The 16370-nt window shown below is 59.5% G+C and carries 20 protein-coding genes; 9 read left to right on the top strand and 11 right to left on the bottom strand.

The annotated features are described in order from the left end of the window. Positions 1–362: 362 nt before the first annotated feature. From HYPDE_RS07790 to HYPDE_RS07780, 3 genes are read right to left on the bottom strand one after another with little or no spacing between them, the layout of a single operon-like run. Positions 363–830, bottom strand: coding sequence for a GNAT family N-acetyltransferase (locus HYPDE_RS07790; protein WP_244437809.1), 468 nt, complete (start codon positions 828–830; stop codon positions 363–365). A 31-nt stretch (positions 831–861) separates the two neighbouring features. Further along, positions 862–1965, bottom strand: a complete 1104-nt coding sequence (locus tag HYPDE_RS07785; RefSeq protein ID WP_015597870.1) for a polysaccharide deacetylase family protein — start codon at positions 1963–1965, stop codon at positions 862–864. Between the two features lie 29 nt (positions 1966–1994). Beyond that, the gene (locus tag HYPDE_RS07780) at positions 1995–2825 is read right to left on the bottom strand and encodes an enoyl-CoA hydratase (RefSeq protein ID WP_015597869.1); all 831 of its coding nucleotides are present in this window, start codon (positions 2823–2825) and stop codon (positions 1995–1997) included. A gap of 198 nt (positions 2826–3023) precedes the next feature. Between HYPDE_RS07780 and cysE the strand changes: the two genes are divergently transcribed. Genes cysE through HYPDE_RS07765 form a run of 3 tightly spaced genes read left to right on the top strand, consistent with a single transcriptional unit; the run spans position 3024 to position 4641 of the window. After that, entirely contained in the window at positions 3024–3851 is an 828-nt protein-coding gene (cysE, locus tag HYPDE_RS07775; protein ID WP_015597868.1) for a serine O-acetyltransferase, read from the top strand. Positions 3852–3872: 21 nt separating this feature from the next. After that, the gene (locus tag HYPDE_RS07770) at positions 3873–4088 is read left to right on the top strand and encodes a DUF3126 family protein (RefSeq protein ID WP_041321009.1); all 216 of its coding nucleotides are present in this window, start codon (positions 3873–3875) and stop codon (positions 4086–4088) included. Positions 4089–4107: 19 nt separating this feature from the next. Continuing rightward, the gene (locus HYPDE_RS07765; protein WP_015597866.1) at positions 4108–4641 is read left to right on the top strand and encodes a gamma carbonic anhydrase family protein; all 534 of its coding nucleotides are present in this window, start codon (positions 4108–4110) and stop codon (positions 4639–4641) included. Positions 4642–4734: 93 nt separating this feature from the next. Here HYPDE_RS07765 and HYPDE_RS07760 read toward each other — a convergent pair whose 3' ends face one another. The 3 genes from HYPDE_RS07760 to HYPDE_RS07750 form a co-directional block, all read right to left on the bottom strand. After that, a complete protein-coding gene (locus HYPDE_RS07760; RefSeq protein WP_041320177.1) occupies positions 4735–5427 on the bottom strand; it encodes a transglutaminase-like cysteine peptidase in 693 nt (230 codons plus the stop codon). A 160-nt stretch (positions 5428–5587) separates the two neighbouring features. Further along, positions 5588–6214 (bottom strand): PilZ domain-containing protein, encoded by a 627-nt coding sequence (locus tag HYPDE_RS07755; protein WP_015597864.1) that lies wholly within the window; start codon positions 6212–6214, stop codon positions 5588–5590. A gap of 194 nt (positions 6215–6408) precedes the next feature. Next, positions 6409–7044, bottom strand: a complete 636-nt coding sequence (locus HYPDE_RS07750) for a PAS domain-containing protein (protein ID WP_015597863.1) — start codon at positions 7042–7044, stop codon at positions 6409–6411. A 216-nt stretch (positions 7045–7260) separates the two neighbouring features. Between HYPDE_RS07750 and HYPDE_RS07745 the strand changes: the two genes are divergently transcribed. Together HYPDE_RS07745 and HYPDE_RS07740 are read left to right on the top strand one after the other, a co-directional pair. Next, complete coding sequence (locus HYPDE_RS07745) at positions 7261–7989, top strand: rhomboid family intramembrane serine protease (RefSeq protein WP_015597862.1); 729 nt, start codon at positions 7261–7263, stop codon at positions 7987–7989. Between the two features lie 184 nt (positions 7990–8173). After that, positions 8174–8605: a CBS domain-containing protein gene (locus HYPDE_RS07740; protein WP_015597860.1), complete on the top strand. Its 432-nt coding sequence runs from the start codon at positions 8174–8176 to the stop codon at positions 8603–8605. Here the strand turns inward: HYPDE_RS07740 and rssA are convergent. From rssA to folE, 3 genes are all read right to left on the bottom strand, one after another. After that, entirely contained in the window at positions 8587–9600 is a 1014-nt protein-coding gene (gene rssA, locus HYPDE_RS07735) for a patatin-like phospholipase RssA (protein WP_041320175.1), read from the bottom strand. The two genes, HYPDE_RS07740 and rssA, sit on opposite strands and share 19 nt — an antisense overlap. 187 nt (positions 9601–9787) lie before the next feature. Further along, a complete protein-coding gene (hisI, locus tag HYPDE_RS07730; protein ID WP_015597858.1) occupies positions 9788–10237 on the bottom strand; it encodes a phosphoribosyl-AMP cyclohydrolase in 450 nt (149 codons plus the stop codon). Between the two features lie 26 nt (positions 10238–10263). Further along, a complete protein-coding gene (folE, locus tag HYPDE_RS07725; protein WP_015597857.1) occupies positions 10264–10875 on the bottom strand; it encodes a GTP cyclohydrolase I FolE in 612 nt (203 codons plus the stop codon). 131 nt (positions 10876–11006) lie between these two features. Between folE and HYPDE_RS07720 the strand changes: the two genes are divergently transcribed. The 3 genes from HYPDE_RS07720 to yidD all read left to right on the top strand — a co-directional run bounded on the left by HYPDE_RS07720 (position 11007) and on the right by yidD (position 12833). Further along, positions 11007–11465: an iron-sulfur cluster assembly scaffold protein gene (locus HYPDE_RS07720; RefSeq protein ID WP_015597856.1), complete on the top strand. Its 459-nt coding sequence runs from the start codon at positions 11007–11009 to the stop codon at positions 11463–11465. A 256-nt stretch (positions 11466–11721) separates the two neighbouring features. Further along, on the top strand, positions 11722–12423 hold the full coding sequence (locus HYPDE_RS07715; protein ID WP_015597855.1) for a hypothetical protein: 702 nt from the start codon (positions 11722–11724) through the stop codon (positions 12421–12423). 104 nt (positions 12424–12527) lie between these two features. Then, positions 12528–12833 carry a membrane protein insertion efficiency factor YidD gene (gene yidD / locus HYPDE_RS07710; RefSeq protein WP_015597854.1) on the top strand — a complete coding sequence of 102 codons (306 nt, stop codon included), beginning with the start codon at positions 12528–12530 and terminating at the stop codon, positions 12831–12833. Here the strand turns inward: yidD and HYPDE_RS07705 are convergent. Further along, positions 12809–13297: a hypothetical protein gene (locus HYPDE_RS07705; RefSeq protein ID WP_144061223.1), complete on the bottom strand. Its 489-nt coding sequence runs from the start codon at positions 13295–13297 to the stop codon at positions 12809–12811. The genes yidD and HYPDE_RS07705 overlap by 25 nt on opposite strands. Positions 13298–13530: 233 nt before the next feature. Between HYPDE_RS07705 and thrS the strand changes: the two genes are divergently transcribed. Then, complete coding sequence (thrS, locus tag HYPDE_RS07700; RefSeq protein WP_015597852.1) at positions 13531–15474, top strand: threonine--tRNA ligase; 1944 nt, start codon at positions 13531–13533, stop codon at positions 15472–15474. 44 nt (positions 15475–15518) lie between these two features. Here the strand turns inward: thrS and HYPDE_RS07695 are convergent, their stop codons facing one another. Next, a complete protein-coding gene (locus HYPDE_RS07695; protein WP_015597851.1) occupies positions 15519–16217 on the bottom strand; it encodes a methyltransferase family protein in 699 nt (232 codons plus the stop codon). Positions 16218–16370: the final 153 nt, after the last annotated feature.

The following is a 16370-nucleotide window of genomic DNA, read 5'->3' as shown; positions in this document are numbered from 1 at the left end:
AAAAAGCATTTTGCGATGCAGAGAGAAGCGCGATCGAAAGTCCCCGATACGCGCGATCCCAATCGAATAAAAACATTTCTGCCCCGCGTTGCGTTCCCAGCTCCGGTAAAATTTTTCGCGACGCCAAGTCCCAAAAGAATTTGGGATTACGATCTCGGTTGAGGGAAATAGTCCGTACCTCTCAGGATGTGTACGGATCGTCATCCGTGCCGAATTTGAGCAGAATGCGGCGCACAAAAAAGAGCTGTAAATAATTATTTTATTAGCCGCGATTTTCGTGATCTGCGCCCCAAAAAAGGCAAACGGCCGGGGCTACCCGGTGAAGCGCCCGCTCCTGCCGTAAAATTGCTGAGCAGGGCATTTCAAACTGCCACCAGCCGCTTTCGTAACAAAACCTCGCAACTGCCTTCGACGACTAGATCGGTCAGCGTCGCGATACGGCTGAAACCGTGTCGCTCGTAGAAAGACATCGCCCGCGCATTGAACTCCGAGGCGACGACCCAGAGATTTTGCGCGTCGGTATTGCGGGCTTCGGCCTCGATCCAGTCCAGGATCGAACCCCCGATGCCGTGGCTTTGATAGGCTGGAAGAATGCCGAGAAACTGCAGGTAGGGGCCACGAAGCCAGTTGTTTCGGATACCGACTGCTCCAGCTATGACGCGATCCACCTTGATCGCAAAACGGGGCGCGCCCGCTTCTTCGCCGGCAAGAAAGGTCGTCAGCGCTCCGCCTGTATAGGCATAGCGCGCCCAAGGGTCGATGCCGGAGAGCAGCGGGCCAAGGATTTTAGCTGTAACCGGAGTCATGGGTTCGAGATCGAACCCGCGCATCCGAAAAACCTCGAGGCGCGCATTTGTCATTTCATTTTGTGCCGTCGACTGGTTGTCGAGTGCGCGAACGCGAAGACTTGACCGACGTCGACCACGGTTTCATCCCCTTTGTCACGGCGGCACGCTGAGAAGGAGCTGCGGCAACCGCTTGCGTCCTCGAATTGGAGTTGAGCGGATGCTGCAACGCTGCGAAGAAGTCATATCGGTTCGTATCGCCGGGTTTGCGATCGTAGCATTCCGCGGTGATGACCGGCTTGCCCATGGCGACGAGTTCGCTGACGGTGACGAACTTGTAGCCCTTGGCCTTGAGCTTCGGAATTGCGATAGGCAATGCTTCAGCCGTATGCCAGCCACGCCCGTTCGCGTGATTGACAATGATCGAGCCGGGCTTGGCTTCGTTGACCATCGCATCCGCAATTCTTGTCGCCGACGTATGCGGATCGGGATCGCCGGTTGCAACGTCCCATTGGATGGCAAGCATCCCGGCATCGTTGACAGCTTTCATCGACGCATCGTTGCAGGCGCCGTAGGGAAAGCGAAAGACCTTTGGTTGCTCGGGGATTTCGCGCAACGCATTCGGCGAAGATGCGAGGCACTGATTTGCGGCAAGATCTGCGCGCGCATCTTCATAGGCTTTTTGCGGCGCCAGGACTTGTTCGCGGACCGCGGCGGGCACCAATAGCCTCAAGTTTGCGTGGGTTTCCGTGTGGTTGCCGATCTCGAATAACGGATCGACCATCAGCTGTTCAGTACGGGCGCGGTGCGACGCGATCCATTTGCCGCCCGCAAAGAACGTCGCCTTGACGCCCTGCTGGCGCAGGTAATCGATGATCCGGCCGTCGTAGCCCGCGATCTCGCCGCGTTGCTCGCAGAGATCGAATGTCAACGCGATGACTTTTTCTCCGGCGGGAAGGTCCACGCGCCGGATTGAGCCGCGAAGTTCATCCGGAACAGCGGGAGCCGGTTTGAAATCGCCGAGCTTGATTGGTGCGTCGAAGGTATGATTGCCTTTTGCGGCCAATTCTTCGCCCGGCACGCCGGCAAGCGTCGCGGGCGAGAAGCACGCATTTTGAACCGCCGCGTCACCGGCATGCCCCGCCGTCGTGCAGGCCACGCCCGAAAGGCCGACAGCCAACGCAAGACAAACTCTACGACTCGAATGTCTCATTTGCCTTTGAATTCCGGCTTCCGCTTTTCGAGAAAGGCGCGACGTCCCTCGGCGTAATCTTCGCTTGCGAAGCATGCCTCGACCGCCGCATCGAGCTTTGACATATCGGGGTGCTCCGGACGGCGCGAGATTTCATCGATGACGCGCTTTGCAGCCGCGACGGAGAGCGGCGCGTTTTCCGCGATCTCTTGCGCCAGCGCTCTCACGGTTACCTCGATTTCGGCCTTCGGCACGAGCTGCGTGACAAGTCCCATCGTTTCCGCATCGGCCGAGCGGAAACGCCGGCCCGTAAACAGCAATTGCTTGGCGCGGTCTGCAGGCACGGCGGCGAGGATGGGGCGGACCCAGCGAGCATTGTAGCCGATGCCCAGCTTGGCTGCGGGAATGGCAAACTGGCTCGATTCATCTGCGATCCTTATGTCGCAACAGAGCGCAAGTCCAAGTCCGCCGCCAAGGCAAAACCCCTGGATCATCGCGATCGTCGGTTTCTGACAATCGGTCAACGCGTTGAAAGCCGCATCGTTCAGCGCGTCGTAAACTTTGGCTGCATCTCCGGTGCGCCCGCTTTCAAACTCGGAGATGTCCGCCCCAGCTGAGAAAGCCTTGTCGCCTGCCCCACGCAGGACGACGACGCGAACTTCGTCGTCCGCCACCGCACGTCCGATTGCGGCAGGCAGCGCCCCCCACATGGCCCCCGTCAGGGCGTTCATTCGCGACGGATTGTCGGCCGTCACCCAGGCGATTGCTCCGTCTTTGGCATATCTTAATGCCGGCCCGTCACCCTCGATCTCTGCCATGCCGGCCGTCCTTTCGGTTGTCGTGGCCATTTAATGAGCAATCCGGGGAACGGCAAAGATCGGTTCGGGCGGCAGATGCGCGCGGTGCGACAACATATATAATGGAGACCGGTTCTCGGATTGACCCGGGCGCGAGGCACCGTTAATCGGCTTTGGAATAACCGTCGGAGGACGGGCCCATGTCGGCGGCGGGAGCCCCGCCAAGGACCTGCGAGCAAGAGGCCTTACGTGTCGAACGCCAAGACAGCAACGCCGAAGGTTCGGATCGTCGACCCTATCTGGGCGCAGATCCGATCCGAGGCGCAGTCGGCGATGAAGGCGGAGCCGGCGCTCGGAAGTTTCATCTACGCGACCGTTCTGAGCCACCAGCACCTTGAAAACGCGATCTGCCATCGCCTCGCGCAGCGACTCAACCATACCGACGTCGATGCCGGTCTGATCTCGCAGACGTTTCAGAGCGTGCTCGAAGACGACGATGCGCTCGGCAAGGTTTTTCGAGCCGATCTGTCCGCCGTTTACGATCGCGATCCCGCGTGCACGCGCTTTCTCGATCCGCTGCTTTACTTCAAAGGCTTCCATGCGCTCGTCACGCATAGATTTGCGCACGCGCTGTGGAAGCTTGGGCGCCGCGACTTCGCGCTTTATCTGCAAAGCCAGGGCTCACGCTTTTTCAGTGTCGATATTCACCCCGCGGCCCGTTTCGGGCAGGGGATCATGCTCGACCACGCAACCGGTTTCGTCGTCGGTGAAACAGCCGTGGTCGGCGACAACTGCTCATTCCTGCACGCCGTAACGCTTGGAGGCAGCGGCAAGGAGACAGGGGATCGCCACCCCAAGATCGGCGACGACGTGCTGGTCGGTGCAGGAGCCAAAATCCTCGGCAATATCAAGGTCGGCTCGTGCTCGCGGATCGCCGCCGGATCGGTCGTCCTGTCGGACGTTCCTCCGAACGTTACCGTTGCCGGGGTTCCGGCTAAAATTGTTGGCAGTGCCGGTTGTGCCGAACCCGCCCGCTCGATGGAGCAGGGTTGGGTCGACGATTTCGGCGGCCTCTGACACTCATCAGGAGACATGAACTTGAAGAAAGACGAGCTAGCACGGCTTCAGGCCTATTTGCGTAAGACGTTCGGAGCGTCGACGCTGGAAGTCAGACCGCAGCCCAAGAAGGATGACATGGCCGAGGTCTTCATCAATAACGAGTTCGTCGCTGCGCTCTATCGCGAGGTCGACGAAGGCGAGACCTCCTATCAGCTGCAGATGGCCATCCTCGATATGGATCTCGAAGGCGTTTGAGATACGACGAGGGGTACCGATGACGCTCTACAACTTGGACGGCGTTGATGTTGCAACGCCTGCCAGCGGTGCTTTCTGGGTCGCGTCCAATGCGGTGCTGCTCGGCAAGGTGAAGCTGGAAGAGGACGCGAGCGTATGGTTCGGCGCGGTCCTGCGCGGCGACAACGAGTGGATCACGGTCGGCGAGCGTTCCAATGTCCAGGACGGATGCGTGCTGCATACCGATCCCGGTTTCCCGCTGACGATCGGCACCGATTGCACCATCGGCCATATGGTCATGCTGCACGGTTGCACGATCGGGCGCGGTAGCCTGATCGGCATCGGATCGATCATTCTCAACGGGGCCAGGATCGGCGAGGAATGTGTCATCGGAGCGAATACGCTCATCCCCGAAAACAAGGAAATACCGTCCCGATCGATGGTGGTGGGGTCGCCGGGCAAAATTATCCGTCAGATCGACGACGAAGATGCCGCGCGTTTCCAAGGGGCCGCAGCGCGCTACGTCGCCAATTGGAAGCGATTTGCGGCCGGATTGAAACCACAGAAGTCCTGACGCATCGCAGCCGCCGCGGCATGATCGAACCGACCGCCGATGCGCGTGACAGATGCGGAAAGCGGGGATGATCCCCGCTCGCTGGCCAGGGTATCAGGGAAAAACCTCCATGCCCTGAAATTCCGGCGGCTGTTCTGGAGCCGACTGCACGCCCGCAATCGCCGCTGGCGTCGAAGCATCATTCGGATCGAGCGAAACCCATGCTTTCGGATCGACGAACGATTGGCGCATCACGTAGTGATACGGCGTTTGGTTCCAGAGTCGGACGATGTCGATTTTGTTGTCGAGAATGTAGTCGCCGAGCGTTGTGCGCACCGTGAGTACAGCGTGCCCTTCGTTTTTCTCATCGCGCACGACCGTCATCAGAAAAGCGCTCGACGGCCAGCCGCGAGCGATCAGACGATGGCGCTTGAGGAGAGCGTAGTCTTCGCAGTCGCCGCGCGTCTTCGGCAGTGTCCAATATTCGGTGACGCCGTAAACTTCCATATCCGTCGCCGGTTCAATTTCATGATTGACCGTGCGGTTGACGACGTCGAGTTCGCTCAAGTTCTCCGGCGTCGCGTCGAGGCGCGCCTCGCCACTGCTCGGCTTGGCGACACACTCGGTCGGCTCCCGCTCGCAGAAAGATACGAAACCATAAGGCGGCTGAGAACTGCCGTATATCCGCATGAATTCCGGTGCGCGCTTTGCTGCCGGACTTACGATGGCAACCTGCTGCGCCGCCGCCGGCATAGCCATAGCCACCAAACTCACGGCCACGCCAATGGCCACGCTACCGTACATCATGATACGCCCTCGAACACGGTACGATACACTACGCGAAACACTTGTTTTTAGCATGAATGCCGACCTCGGCATTCGCACCAAAGCTATATAAAAATTTAACTTTGAGATTTTGGCAACTCGGCGAGCGATTTGAGGCATCACACAACCAACGCAAAAACGTTTAAGGAAAACTATCGTGCAAGGCCTCGGGCGATTGCAGCGTCAAGAATTGCACCCCGATGCCATGCTCGTGATGTCGCCGAACGATTGCTCGGGTTTTTCCGGCAACGACAAAACTCCCGAGCGGCGGCCGCGCTGGCGTGCCGATCGATGCGCCTGATGCCGAAAGATCGAGCAATTCAACGTCGATAATGACGTCTTCGACCCTCAACGTCGTCCGGCGCCCGCGGGTTCCGATGCGCTCGTGCAGGCGCCCAGCCTCCTCAGGGAAATCTCCTCGGTTGACGAGCCACATAATCTGCGCTGCGAGTTTTTCCCGCTTGTACTCCGTGACTTTGAAAGCGAAGGCAAATCCCTCGGGCATATGGCGCACCACGACGCCCTCGATACCACCCAGGTGATCGAAATAGGCGACGACCCGCTCGCCGATGTCAGGGGCGTGGGAGGAAGCAACAGCCGCGCCTCCGACGGAAATGTTCTTAAGCTGGCAAGTGAATTCGTTTCGGTCGGCACGCATGAAGCGGCCGGCGAGCGACAGCGGCAACCGACGATGCCTGCGCATGTCGCGCGCCGAAGGCGCTTCCATGTGATGCAGGGGTTCACGAAGTGTGGTCGAATGCACGGCCATGGCCGGTCCTTGAGGCCCGCTGGGAATAGATCCTTTTGAGGGACATCGGCCGCTAGGCGCTGCGGAAAGACGACCCTTCATGGACTATGAAGGCCTGCTCCTTAACGAAGCTCTAATTTGCGGGTCATAATCGGCTTCGGTGCGCGCGTCGGTGAGGCTTAACGAGCTGAAAGGTTAAATTTGAACCAAGGCGATCACTCGTTATCGGAGCGGCCGAGGCCACCTTCGTAGACGCGAAATTGCCGTCGGTTAGAGCGTACGATCCTCGCTTCCCGGATCGCCGGCATGATGGGCGGTCTATTCTGCGGAATCTCGGCGGGTAGCGGAATTCCGTTGGGCCACACGATCTCGTGGCTGATGAGCTTCCTTTGCGTCAACACGACCGTTCCAAGCCAGTCCGGCCTGTTCATCGGGGTCAGCGCGCCGAGAAAGCGATCGATCGTGTTGCGGGTGTGCGTCAGCGGCAATATCAGGAGTTCGAAATCGGCGGAAAATCCGTTGGCATTGCCGGCCTTGATCCGAAACACGCAGACTGCGCCGTCTGACGCGCTCATGGCAATCTGGCGTTCCAGGATACGGACGTCGGCATCGTCGAAAAGCCGAAATAGATTGACGCCGCGAAAATCGATGCCGAATGCCTCACAGATGCGGGTTCCGGCAAGCCTGAAACGAAGAGCCGAGGGTGCAATGCGCTCAAGTATGAAGGTATCCGGCAGGCTCGCGGAGATGCACGATGGCTCGATTTCAAAGCGCTTCGGCGCGACCCGGTCGCCCCTGAGGCTATTCCAATACGAATAGAGCGCTTGACTGACAGATTCTTGCATGAGCATGACGCCCCGTCCTATCGGCTATGGTTAGGGCGTTAACCTGAGCCGTGCCATTCCGACACACACCCGCATGGCGAGGGTCGGACATGTGGACGAGGGAGCATCCTTTATGCCATCCGAGGTGTGAACGCCACGAGCGGTCGGCTAATGACAGCATGATCGAAATGAACCTTAACGCGGCACCGGTGGCGACCCCGCCAGCCGCCTGGGTGGGACAGCGTGACAAAGCGAGAACCAATCTTCAACGTGCCGGGCGGCGTGCTGGCAACGCTCGCTGTTTTGATCATGGTTCACATCGCACTCTCGCTTATGTCGCCGCAGCAGTTCGAGTGGTGGGTTCTGGCGCTCGCCTTCATACCCGCTCGCTATGCAGGGTTTGCCGCCGAGTTGCCCGGCGGTGCCACAGCATCCGTCACGTCGTTCGTCACGCACATGGCGGTGCACGCTGATCTTGTGCATCTCGGCTTCAACGCAGCATGGCTTTTGGCGTTTGGCTCCGTGCTTTGCGCTCGGATCGGAAATCTGCGCTTCCTTGCATTCTCCATTCTGGGCGGAATAACTGGCGCGCTGCTCTTTCTGCTGCTCAATCCCGGGCTCGCGGCCCCCGTCATTGGCGCATCTGGAGCAATTTCCGCAATGATGGGCGGCGTTATGCGTTTCCTGTTCAATGCGATCGATCGCGGCGAGGGTTATTTACTTCGTGAAGATCCGCGGGCAATTCCGAGCATGTCTCTTGCGGAAAGCCTCAAAGACCGCCGCGTGGTTCTCGCGTCGCTCGTCTTCGTGGGCGTAAATCTCCTCGCCATCGTTGGATTTGGGAAATTCGGTGAAAGCGGCGCGATCGCTTGGGAAGCACACATTGGGGGATATGTTTTCGGGTTATGCGCATTCGGCGCATTCGATAGTGCAACGCACAACATTCCTCCGCCTGCGTCTGAATTCGATTGAGTGCTTGCATTCGCGACAAAATTGCCTCAGCCTTCGCTCAGTTCGCCAAAAGAGCGGACGTGATTAAGGTGGGAAGACGCAGCGGAAAGCCGGCTGAAGGCCGGACAGCGCGCCAATTGAGTTGGGGCGTGCACATCGTCCGGTTCTCTTTTGGCATGGCCTTCCAAAAACGGAGGCTGGACCTGTGATTATTGGACAGATACTCAAATCGAAGGCGCGCGGTGTAATGACGGCGTGTCCGGAAGATTCCATTCAAGAAATTGCGCTGCGGTTGTCGAGCCGCAAAATTGGCGCCATCGTCATCGTTGGCGACAGTGGCAAGGTCGCCGGCATCATCTCCGAGCGCGATATCATCCGCCTGATCGCGGAGCATGGAGCAGATGCACTGAAAATGCCGGCGAGCCGTGGAATGACGCGCGATGTCGTATCGTGCACCAAGACTTCCACAATCGAAGAAATCATGGAGACGATGACGCATGGCCGGTTCCGGCATCTGCCGGTGATAGAGGACGATGTTCTGGTCGGAATTGTCTCGATCGGCGATATCGTCAAGCACCATACGGCAGAGGTCGAACTGGAAGTAACCGCGATGCGCGGTTACTTGGCGACCGGCTGAAGGGCGTTCGCAGAAGAGACGGAATGCGCGCGTCCGCGTTCGCCGTGGCCGGGCGCGCGCTTCTCTCGCGTCCCAATCTCACGAAAGATATCATCGAGCTGGCGTTCGACCGCCTGGCTGCCGCGCTCGATCGCTTCCTTGGCGCGGTGAAAATCGAAGAGGCCGATATCCTGTAGTCTCGGTGAGATCATTACGTCGGGAGGATCGCCCGCAAGGCGCGAGCGTGCGATGCGGTCCTGCACGATATTGAATGCGTCGACCATGACGGTCGAAATTCCCGGCGCATCATCGCCGCGACCGAAGAACTGCCTGTGCAGCAGCGCTCGAACGCCGGTCGTTTTGCTCTGACCCGCGTCTTCGTCGGCCGGATGAAACTGATCGTCTTCCTCCTGATAGAGGGCTTCCGGCATCGAAATGACGCTTCCGCGCCCGAGGATGTCGAAGTTGAGATTGACCGCGATGACGTACCGGGCGCCGAGTGCGCGGCATACCGAAACAGGAATTGGATTGACCAGCGCGCCGTCAAACAGCCAGCGGCCGTTGACTTTGACCGGCTTGAAAACGCCCGGCAGCGCGTAGGATGCCCGCACGGCATCCACGAGGCGCCCGCGAGACAGCCAGTGCTCGTGGCCGGTGCCGACTTCTGTCGCCACTGCCGTGAAGCGCGTCTTCAGATCTTCAATATTGCGATCACCGAGATGCTGTTCGAGGCGGCCGCACAGACGCTGGCCGCTGATCAGTCCCGTGCCCGCCAGATTGAAATCGAGGTAACCGAAGATCCGCTTCGGCGTCAGGTCGAGGGCCCAGTGCTCGAGATTATCGAGATGTTCTGCCGAATAGCATCCGCCGACAACGGCGCCGATGGACGTGCCTGCGATGATGTCCGGTTGGATGCCGGCTTGCGCGAGCGCCTTGAGGACACCGATATGGGCCCATCCTCGCGCAGCGCCTCCACCCAACGCTAACCCGATCTTTACACCGGCCATCCCCGACATTTGGCACTCCTGACCTTGTCTGGCGGAATCGAAGCGCGGGTGCCGCCCTTCAGGTCTCTGGCTTTCCAGCCAATGCTAACGCCGGGGGCCTTAAGACCCCGCTACCAAGACGTAACCAATCGGTGAATTGCCTACCGCGAACAACCTTGCAGTGAAGACAACCTGAATGAGAGTCGCCTCGGCGCGTTTAGCCGCATCCGGCGTGGCGTGGCAGTGCAGCAATTTCAAGATTCATGTCATGCGAAGCATCGCCCGTGGGGACCAACCGGCGATAGAAGCACGATGTCGCTCCTGTATGACACGCAACTCCTGCACCGCCGACGTCGACGAGAAGCCAGATGACGTCCTGGTCGCAATCGGTTCTGACTTCTCTCACGCTGAGCAGATTTCCGCTTTCCTCGCCTTTTTTCCAGAGCTTGCCACGCGACCTGCTCCAGAAGTGAGCGAAGCCGGTGGCGATGGTTTTCCCGAGTGCCGCCTCGTTCATGTGGGCAAACATCAGGACGTTGCCCGATTTCACGTCTGTGACGATCGCAGGGATCAGTCCGTCCGAACCGAATTTCGGAAGAAAGCGCAAAATTTCCTCTATCGCTTCGCCGGGCCGAAGCTCGGTCGAACTCTTGCTCGTGTCTGTCATATGCGTCCCAATTTGCAGAATGGAGGCTAGTCGCGGACCGCCGCCATGAAGCGATCGCGCAACGCTGAATCGCGCTCGAATTCACCGAGAAAGCGAAACGTCACGGTTGCGACGCCACGTTGATGGACACCGCGCGCCGCCATGCAGTGATGGCGCGCGCTCATAATGATCGCGACGCCTCTCGCTCTGAGCCCTTCTTCGAGCGCCGATGCGATCTGATCGGTCAGACCTTCTTGCGTCTGCAAGCGACGGGCAAAGATGTCGACGACGCGCGCGATCTTGGAAAGTCCGACGATACGCTCAGAAGGAAGATAGGCGATATGTGCGGTACCGAAGAAGGGTGCGATGTGGTGCTCGCAATGGCTCTCGAAGGCGATGTCCTTCAGCAGCACCATGTCGTTGTAACCGGAAGGCTCTTCGAATGTCGCAGCCAGCTCTGCGAGAGCATCCTCCTTATAGCCCCGGAAATATTCGCCGAACGCATCCGCAACCCGCTCCGGCGTTTTTTCTAACCCCGGACGCGCCGGATTGTCCCCGCTCCAGGCAATCAGCGTGCGCACGGCCTCCTCTGCTTCGGCACGCGAAGGGCGGCGCGGCGACAGCGCCGTGACATGCGTCGAGAGCGGAAGCTTTTTCATCTGTTTCTGTGGCCTTAAGACTGACCGCCGGTCCTCGCATTAGCGGTCAGCGTATCCTATATAGAATGTCCTATATACGACGAGCCGGGCGTTTGGACGAGTGTCGATACCCGACTGCGAAACAGGATTCCATGGCCGATCTCGACGAAATCTACAATACGCGCATTCTCGAGCTGGCGGGTGCGATCTCGCGGACCGAACGTCTGGACCGTCCGGACGCCCGCGCAACAGCCCATTCCAAGCTCTGTGGCTCGACCGTGACCATCGATTTGGCGCTCCGGGACGGCCGCGTCAGCGACTATGGCCAGTCGGTTAAGGCATGCCTGCTGGGTCAGGCCTCGGCATCGGTCATGGCCCGCGAAATCATCGGATCGACACCCGATGAGCTGCGCTCCGTCGGTCGTCAAATGCGCGCCATGCTGAAGGAAGGCGGGTCCCCGCCAACCGGTCGCTGGGCCGACCTCGGAACATTGGAGCCCGTTCGGAATTATAAAGCTCGGCACGCATCGACTCTGCTTGTGTTCGATGCCGTCGAAAGCGCTCTCGACGAAATTGCAGCCAGGCGCGATGCGGCTGTCGCCGGTCAATAACCTTTACGGCAGAAACGGCCGCCGAGATCGCCCGTTTGCCGCTCCGCGGCGATGCCGTTTTCAGGTATTTTGCCTCCGAGCCTCACCGCAGTATTCTTTCCCGCGACATCATCTCTCGCATGAATGTCTTCTCCGGGAAAAGTGGGAGTGGAAGTATTTACCGCCTCCGAGTATGCGTACGGTGGGAGCAGGCGTTCGATAAATCGACGCGCGCGATGAGCGTTCGAACGCGCATGAAGGCTATGGGAGATTGTTGATGGCGTCCAACAGCGATAGCGGCAGTAAACGGGCAAGCGATGCCCATTCGCCGATCGGGGCGATCAAATGGGGTGCGATCGCCGTCCTTGCAGTTCTCGCGATCTACGGTCTCCAGGGCAAGACGTCGGCGGAAGGGCAGCTTTCGGCTCTGAGGAGTGAGGCCGACGCACTCAGGAAGCAGGTCGATGCCGCCGCCGAGCAGCGGAAAGCCTCCCAGGACGAAATTTCGCGCCTGAAGACTGCCGAGGCCGATGCATTGCGCCAGGTCGAGGAAGGCAAGGCGGATGTTTCGACCGCCATGGCAAAAGTTTCGGAACTCGATGCAAAGTCCCAGTCCCTGGACAAGCAGGTGCAAGAGCTCAAATCGAAACTTGCCGCTGCGGAAGATCAGACTGCGAAATCAAGAATTTCGCTCGATGAAGCCAACAAGGCGAAAGCCGATCTGGAGAAAGCTAAAGCCGACGCCGAAAACGCTCGGGCAGCCGCCGACAAGGCAAAGGCCGATGCCGAGGCCACCGTCGCGTCGCTCCAGAAACAAGTCGACGGCCTGAACGCCGAGCTTGCGACTGCGCGGAAAGACCTCGAAGCGGCCAAGAGGAATGCCGCTCAACCCTCAGGGTCCGAGGCGCCCGCCCCACAGGCTCCAGCCGAGCCGCAAGCTCCGGCGCAATCGGCCCCTGCGGACCCGGCGACGCCCTGACTGGCGGGCTCAAGAACCCACCGGCCGATCTTGCACTCCTATGGCGACTTGGGTTTTGCTGAACGCAGAGCCATGTCTCTGTGCAGGTTGTTTGTCTTGATGTCATGAGCCGCATTGCGAAGGCGCTGATGAAGGCGCCCATTCACGTTTACCGCTACACGTTCAAACCGCTGGTCGGCGGACAATGCCGCCATTGGCCGACGTGCTCGGAATATGCGCTCGAGGCCATCGAGCTCAACGGTGCGTGGCGCGGCTTCTGGCTGATGCTGTCGCGCTTCCTCCGGTGTGGACCGGGCGGCACCCACGGCGTCGATCCGGTGCCGGATATTCGCCTGGAGCGCCACGTGTTTGCACCCTGGCGATACGGCAGGTGGGGGCAGAAAAATCAGGCGGCGGCGTCCGAGGACTGAGCCACGGGAGCCTCGGCCGCCGCGTCGGCCTCGAATGCCGAGAGATCGGCGCCGGATGCTGAGCCGACATAGTAGATGTCGCGATCAAGCTGGCCGACAGTGCGCGTCAGTTCGAGCAGGTTGTCGAACGCAACCTTCGCGATCAGTTCGAAGCTCATCATCTCCCAGGCGTTGGCGGCCTGGTATGATTGACCGGCAAGCAGTGTCTTCACCGTGATTTCGGGGCATGCATCGTTCTTGAGGAAGGCGGCGAGAGATGGCGCGAGCGGTGCCGGGATCTTAATCGTCCCCTCTGGCCAGTTCTGGGAGTAAGCCGCGCGGCGGAAAAGCGTCTCGGTCGCGAAATGAACTTCAAGCGCAGCCTGGACGGTCGGATCGACAACCGCTTGTACGAAGCAGATCGGACGCACTTTGCCCTGCGTTTGCAGCATGCGTTTGCGGATCAGAAGTTTTGCTGCCGTCACGGAACGTTCCCCCGATTGAGACGCCGAGTCTACGCCCGAACGGTAATAATAGCGCTTTGCGAATTCGTAGAATTGCACCGAACGGCGAAGGGATTCGGCAAGACCTGCGGCCGCTTGGCAGTTTTACCACCCGTTAAGAAAGTCTTGACTTGGAGGGTCTCGCCCCCCATTAGCGGTTTCGAAATCGTCTTACGCCGCGCCCGTTGGCGGCGAGTGAGCAAAGGAGGCCCGAGATGACAGACGTCACAATTACGTTCCCCGATGGCAAGCAGCGCCAGGTCAAGTCGGGAACCACGGGCCTCGAAATCGCCAAATCGATCTCGCCATCGCTCGCCAAACGCACCGTCGCGATGCAACTCGACGGCGTCCTGGCGGATCTTGCCGATCCGATCAAAAAAAATGCTTCGATCAACTTCGTTGCGCGCACCGATCCCGCCGCGCTCGAATTGATTCGGCACGATGCCGCGCACGTCATGGCGGAAGCCGTGCAGTCGCTTTGGCCCGGCACTCAGGTCACGATCGGCCCCGTGATCGAGAACGGCTTCTTCTACGACTTCGCGAAGCAGCAACCGTTCGAGCCGGAAGATATTCCGAAGATCGAAAAGAAAATGGGCGAGATCATCGCCCGGAACGCGCCCTTCACGAAGGAATTCTGGTCGCGCGAGAAGGCCAAACAGTTCTTCCGCGACAAGGGTGAAAACTTCAAGATCGAGCTGGTCGACGCGATTCCGGCAGGCGAAGACCTGAAGATCTACAAGCAGGGCGAATGGCTCGATCTCTGCCGCGGCCCGCACATGACGTCGACGGGCCAGATCGGCAAGGCGTTCAAACTGATGAAATTCGCTGGCGCCTACTGGCGCGGCGACAGCAACAATCCGCAGCTGCAGCGCATCTACGGCACCGCGTTCGCGGCCGAAGACGAATTGAAAGCGTATTTGCACCAGCTTGAGGAAGCCGAGAAGCGCGATCATAGGAAGCTCGGGCGTGAGATGGATCTCTTCCATTTCCAGGAAGAGGCGCCGGGCTCCGTCTTTTGGCATCCGAAGGGATGGACGCTGTTCCAAACCCTCATTGCGTATATGCGCCGCCAACAGCAGCGCGCCGGATACGAGGAAGTGAATTCTCCCGACATGATGGAGAAACACTTCTGGGAGCTGTCCGGCCACTGGGAGAACTACGGCGAGAACATGTTCACGACCGTCCTTCCCGACGAGCGCGTGTTCTGCTGCAAGCCGATGAACTGCCCCGGTCATATCCAGATCTATAAGCACGGGCTCAAAAGCTATCGCGATCTGCCGGTGCGCATCGCCGAATTCGGCAAGGTGCATCGCTACGAGCCGTCGGGCGCGCTGCACGGCATGCTGCGCGTGCGCCACTTCACGCAGGACGACGCGCACATCTTCATCACCGAAAATCAGATCATGGAGGAATGCCTTAAGATCAATGATCTGCTGCTCGCCTGCTACAAGGATTTCGGCTTCGAAGATATCGTCATCAAGCTCTCGCTGCGTCCCGAAAAGCGCGTCGGCGCCGATGAGCTTTGGGACAAGGCCGAGAAGGCGCTGGGCGACGTGCTCGACGAAGTGAAGCGGCGCTCGAACGGTGCCATCAAGACGGAGATTCAGGAAGGCGAGGGCGCGTTCTACGGGCCGAAGCTCGAATACGTGCTGCGTGACGCCATCGGCCGCGACTGGCAGTGCGGCACGACCCAGGTCGACTTCAACCTCGCGGGCCGGCTCGGCGCATTCTATATCGACGAGCATTCCGAAAAGAAGACGCCGGTCATGGTCCACCGCGCCATTTTCGGTTCGCTCGAGCGCTTCACCGGCATCCTGATCGAAAACTATGCGGGACACTTCCCGCTGTGGCTCGCGCCGCTGCAGATCGTCGTCGCGCCGATCGTGTCGGATGCGAACGACTACGCGAACGAGGTTGCCGAAAAAGCGAAAGCGCTGGGCCTGCGTGTCGAAACCGATCTTCGCAACGAGAAGATCAACTACAAGGTCCGCGAGCATTCGCTCGCGAAGGTTCCGGTGCTGCTCGTCGTCGGCAAGCGCGAAGCGGAGGAGCGGAGAGTTTCCATGCGTCGCCTCGGTTCACAGGAGCAAACTGTGATGGGACTTGACGATGTGCTGAAGTCCCTCGCCGACGAAGCCGTGCCACCCGATTTACGGTAAGCTTGCAGTGTCGTCATGGCCGAGCATTTCGGCCATGACGATGATCACCACACTCCAGGCACCATGCGATAGCGCACGTGCTTGGCGTAGTCGGCGTATCCGTCTAGCTCGACCGAGAGCGTCTGTTCCTCCCACACGGCGCGCAGCGCCAGTACTCCGATCAGCGCGATGCCGACAGCCAACGCATACCAGGAGCCGAGCAGCAGCGGTGCGCCGATAAAATAGAAAATGGCCCCGCCGTACATCGGATGCCGTACCCAGGCGTAAGGGCCTGTCGAGATCACCTTGTGACCGCGCTCCGTATCGACTTTCACGACGGCAGACGCATACGCGTTTTCCCGCATAACGACGTGAAAAACATAGATCGCGAGCAGGAAGCCGATCGCACCCGCAGTCTCAAGCCAGCGGGGTACCGTCGAAAGGCCATATCGAACGTCCAATCCCGCGATGATGTGCAGGGCTGCCCAGCCGACCAAAATTGCAAGCAGCAGCGGCCGGTCCCAGCCCTTCTGTGCCTGCTGCATCGGCGGCCGCAGCCGTTCCTTCAGAATGTCGGGATTTTGCTTCGCGAGCGAAAGACCGGAAACCAAACCGCCGGCAAGCCATAGAGCGAGGAAGACCCAGGCTTCCGGCCATCGTAACGTACCAGCCGGAACGAAGAGCAGCGCTCCTGTTATTGCAAGCCACAGGAGAGTTTGCGTAACAAGCCTGCGAACGAGACCGTCATGATCCGCATTATTCATGCTTAGCGTCTCCGGTGCGTGCTACATCATCGGCCATCTCCAACTCATTGAGCGAAAAACTCGCCAAAATTAGGAGAGCTGCAACAGCAACGATCCGCGACGCCGATCGGACGCCGCGGATCTGACAGGCCGCACGGAAGATTTAATCTGGGA

This window comes from Hyphomicrobium denitrificans 1NES1 (assembly GCF_000230975.2).
Classification (GTDB): Bacteria; Pseudomonadota; Alphaproteobacteria; order Rhizobiales; family Hyphomicrobiaceae; genus Hyphomicrobium_B; species Hyphomicrobium_B denitrificans_A.
Note: the sequence above shows the minus strand (reverse complement) of the source record. Positions and strands in the feature narration are given on the sequence as shown.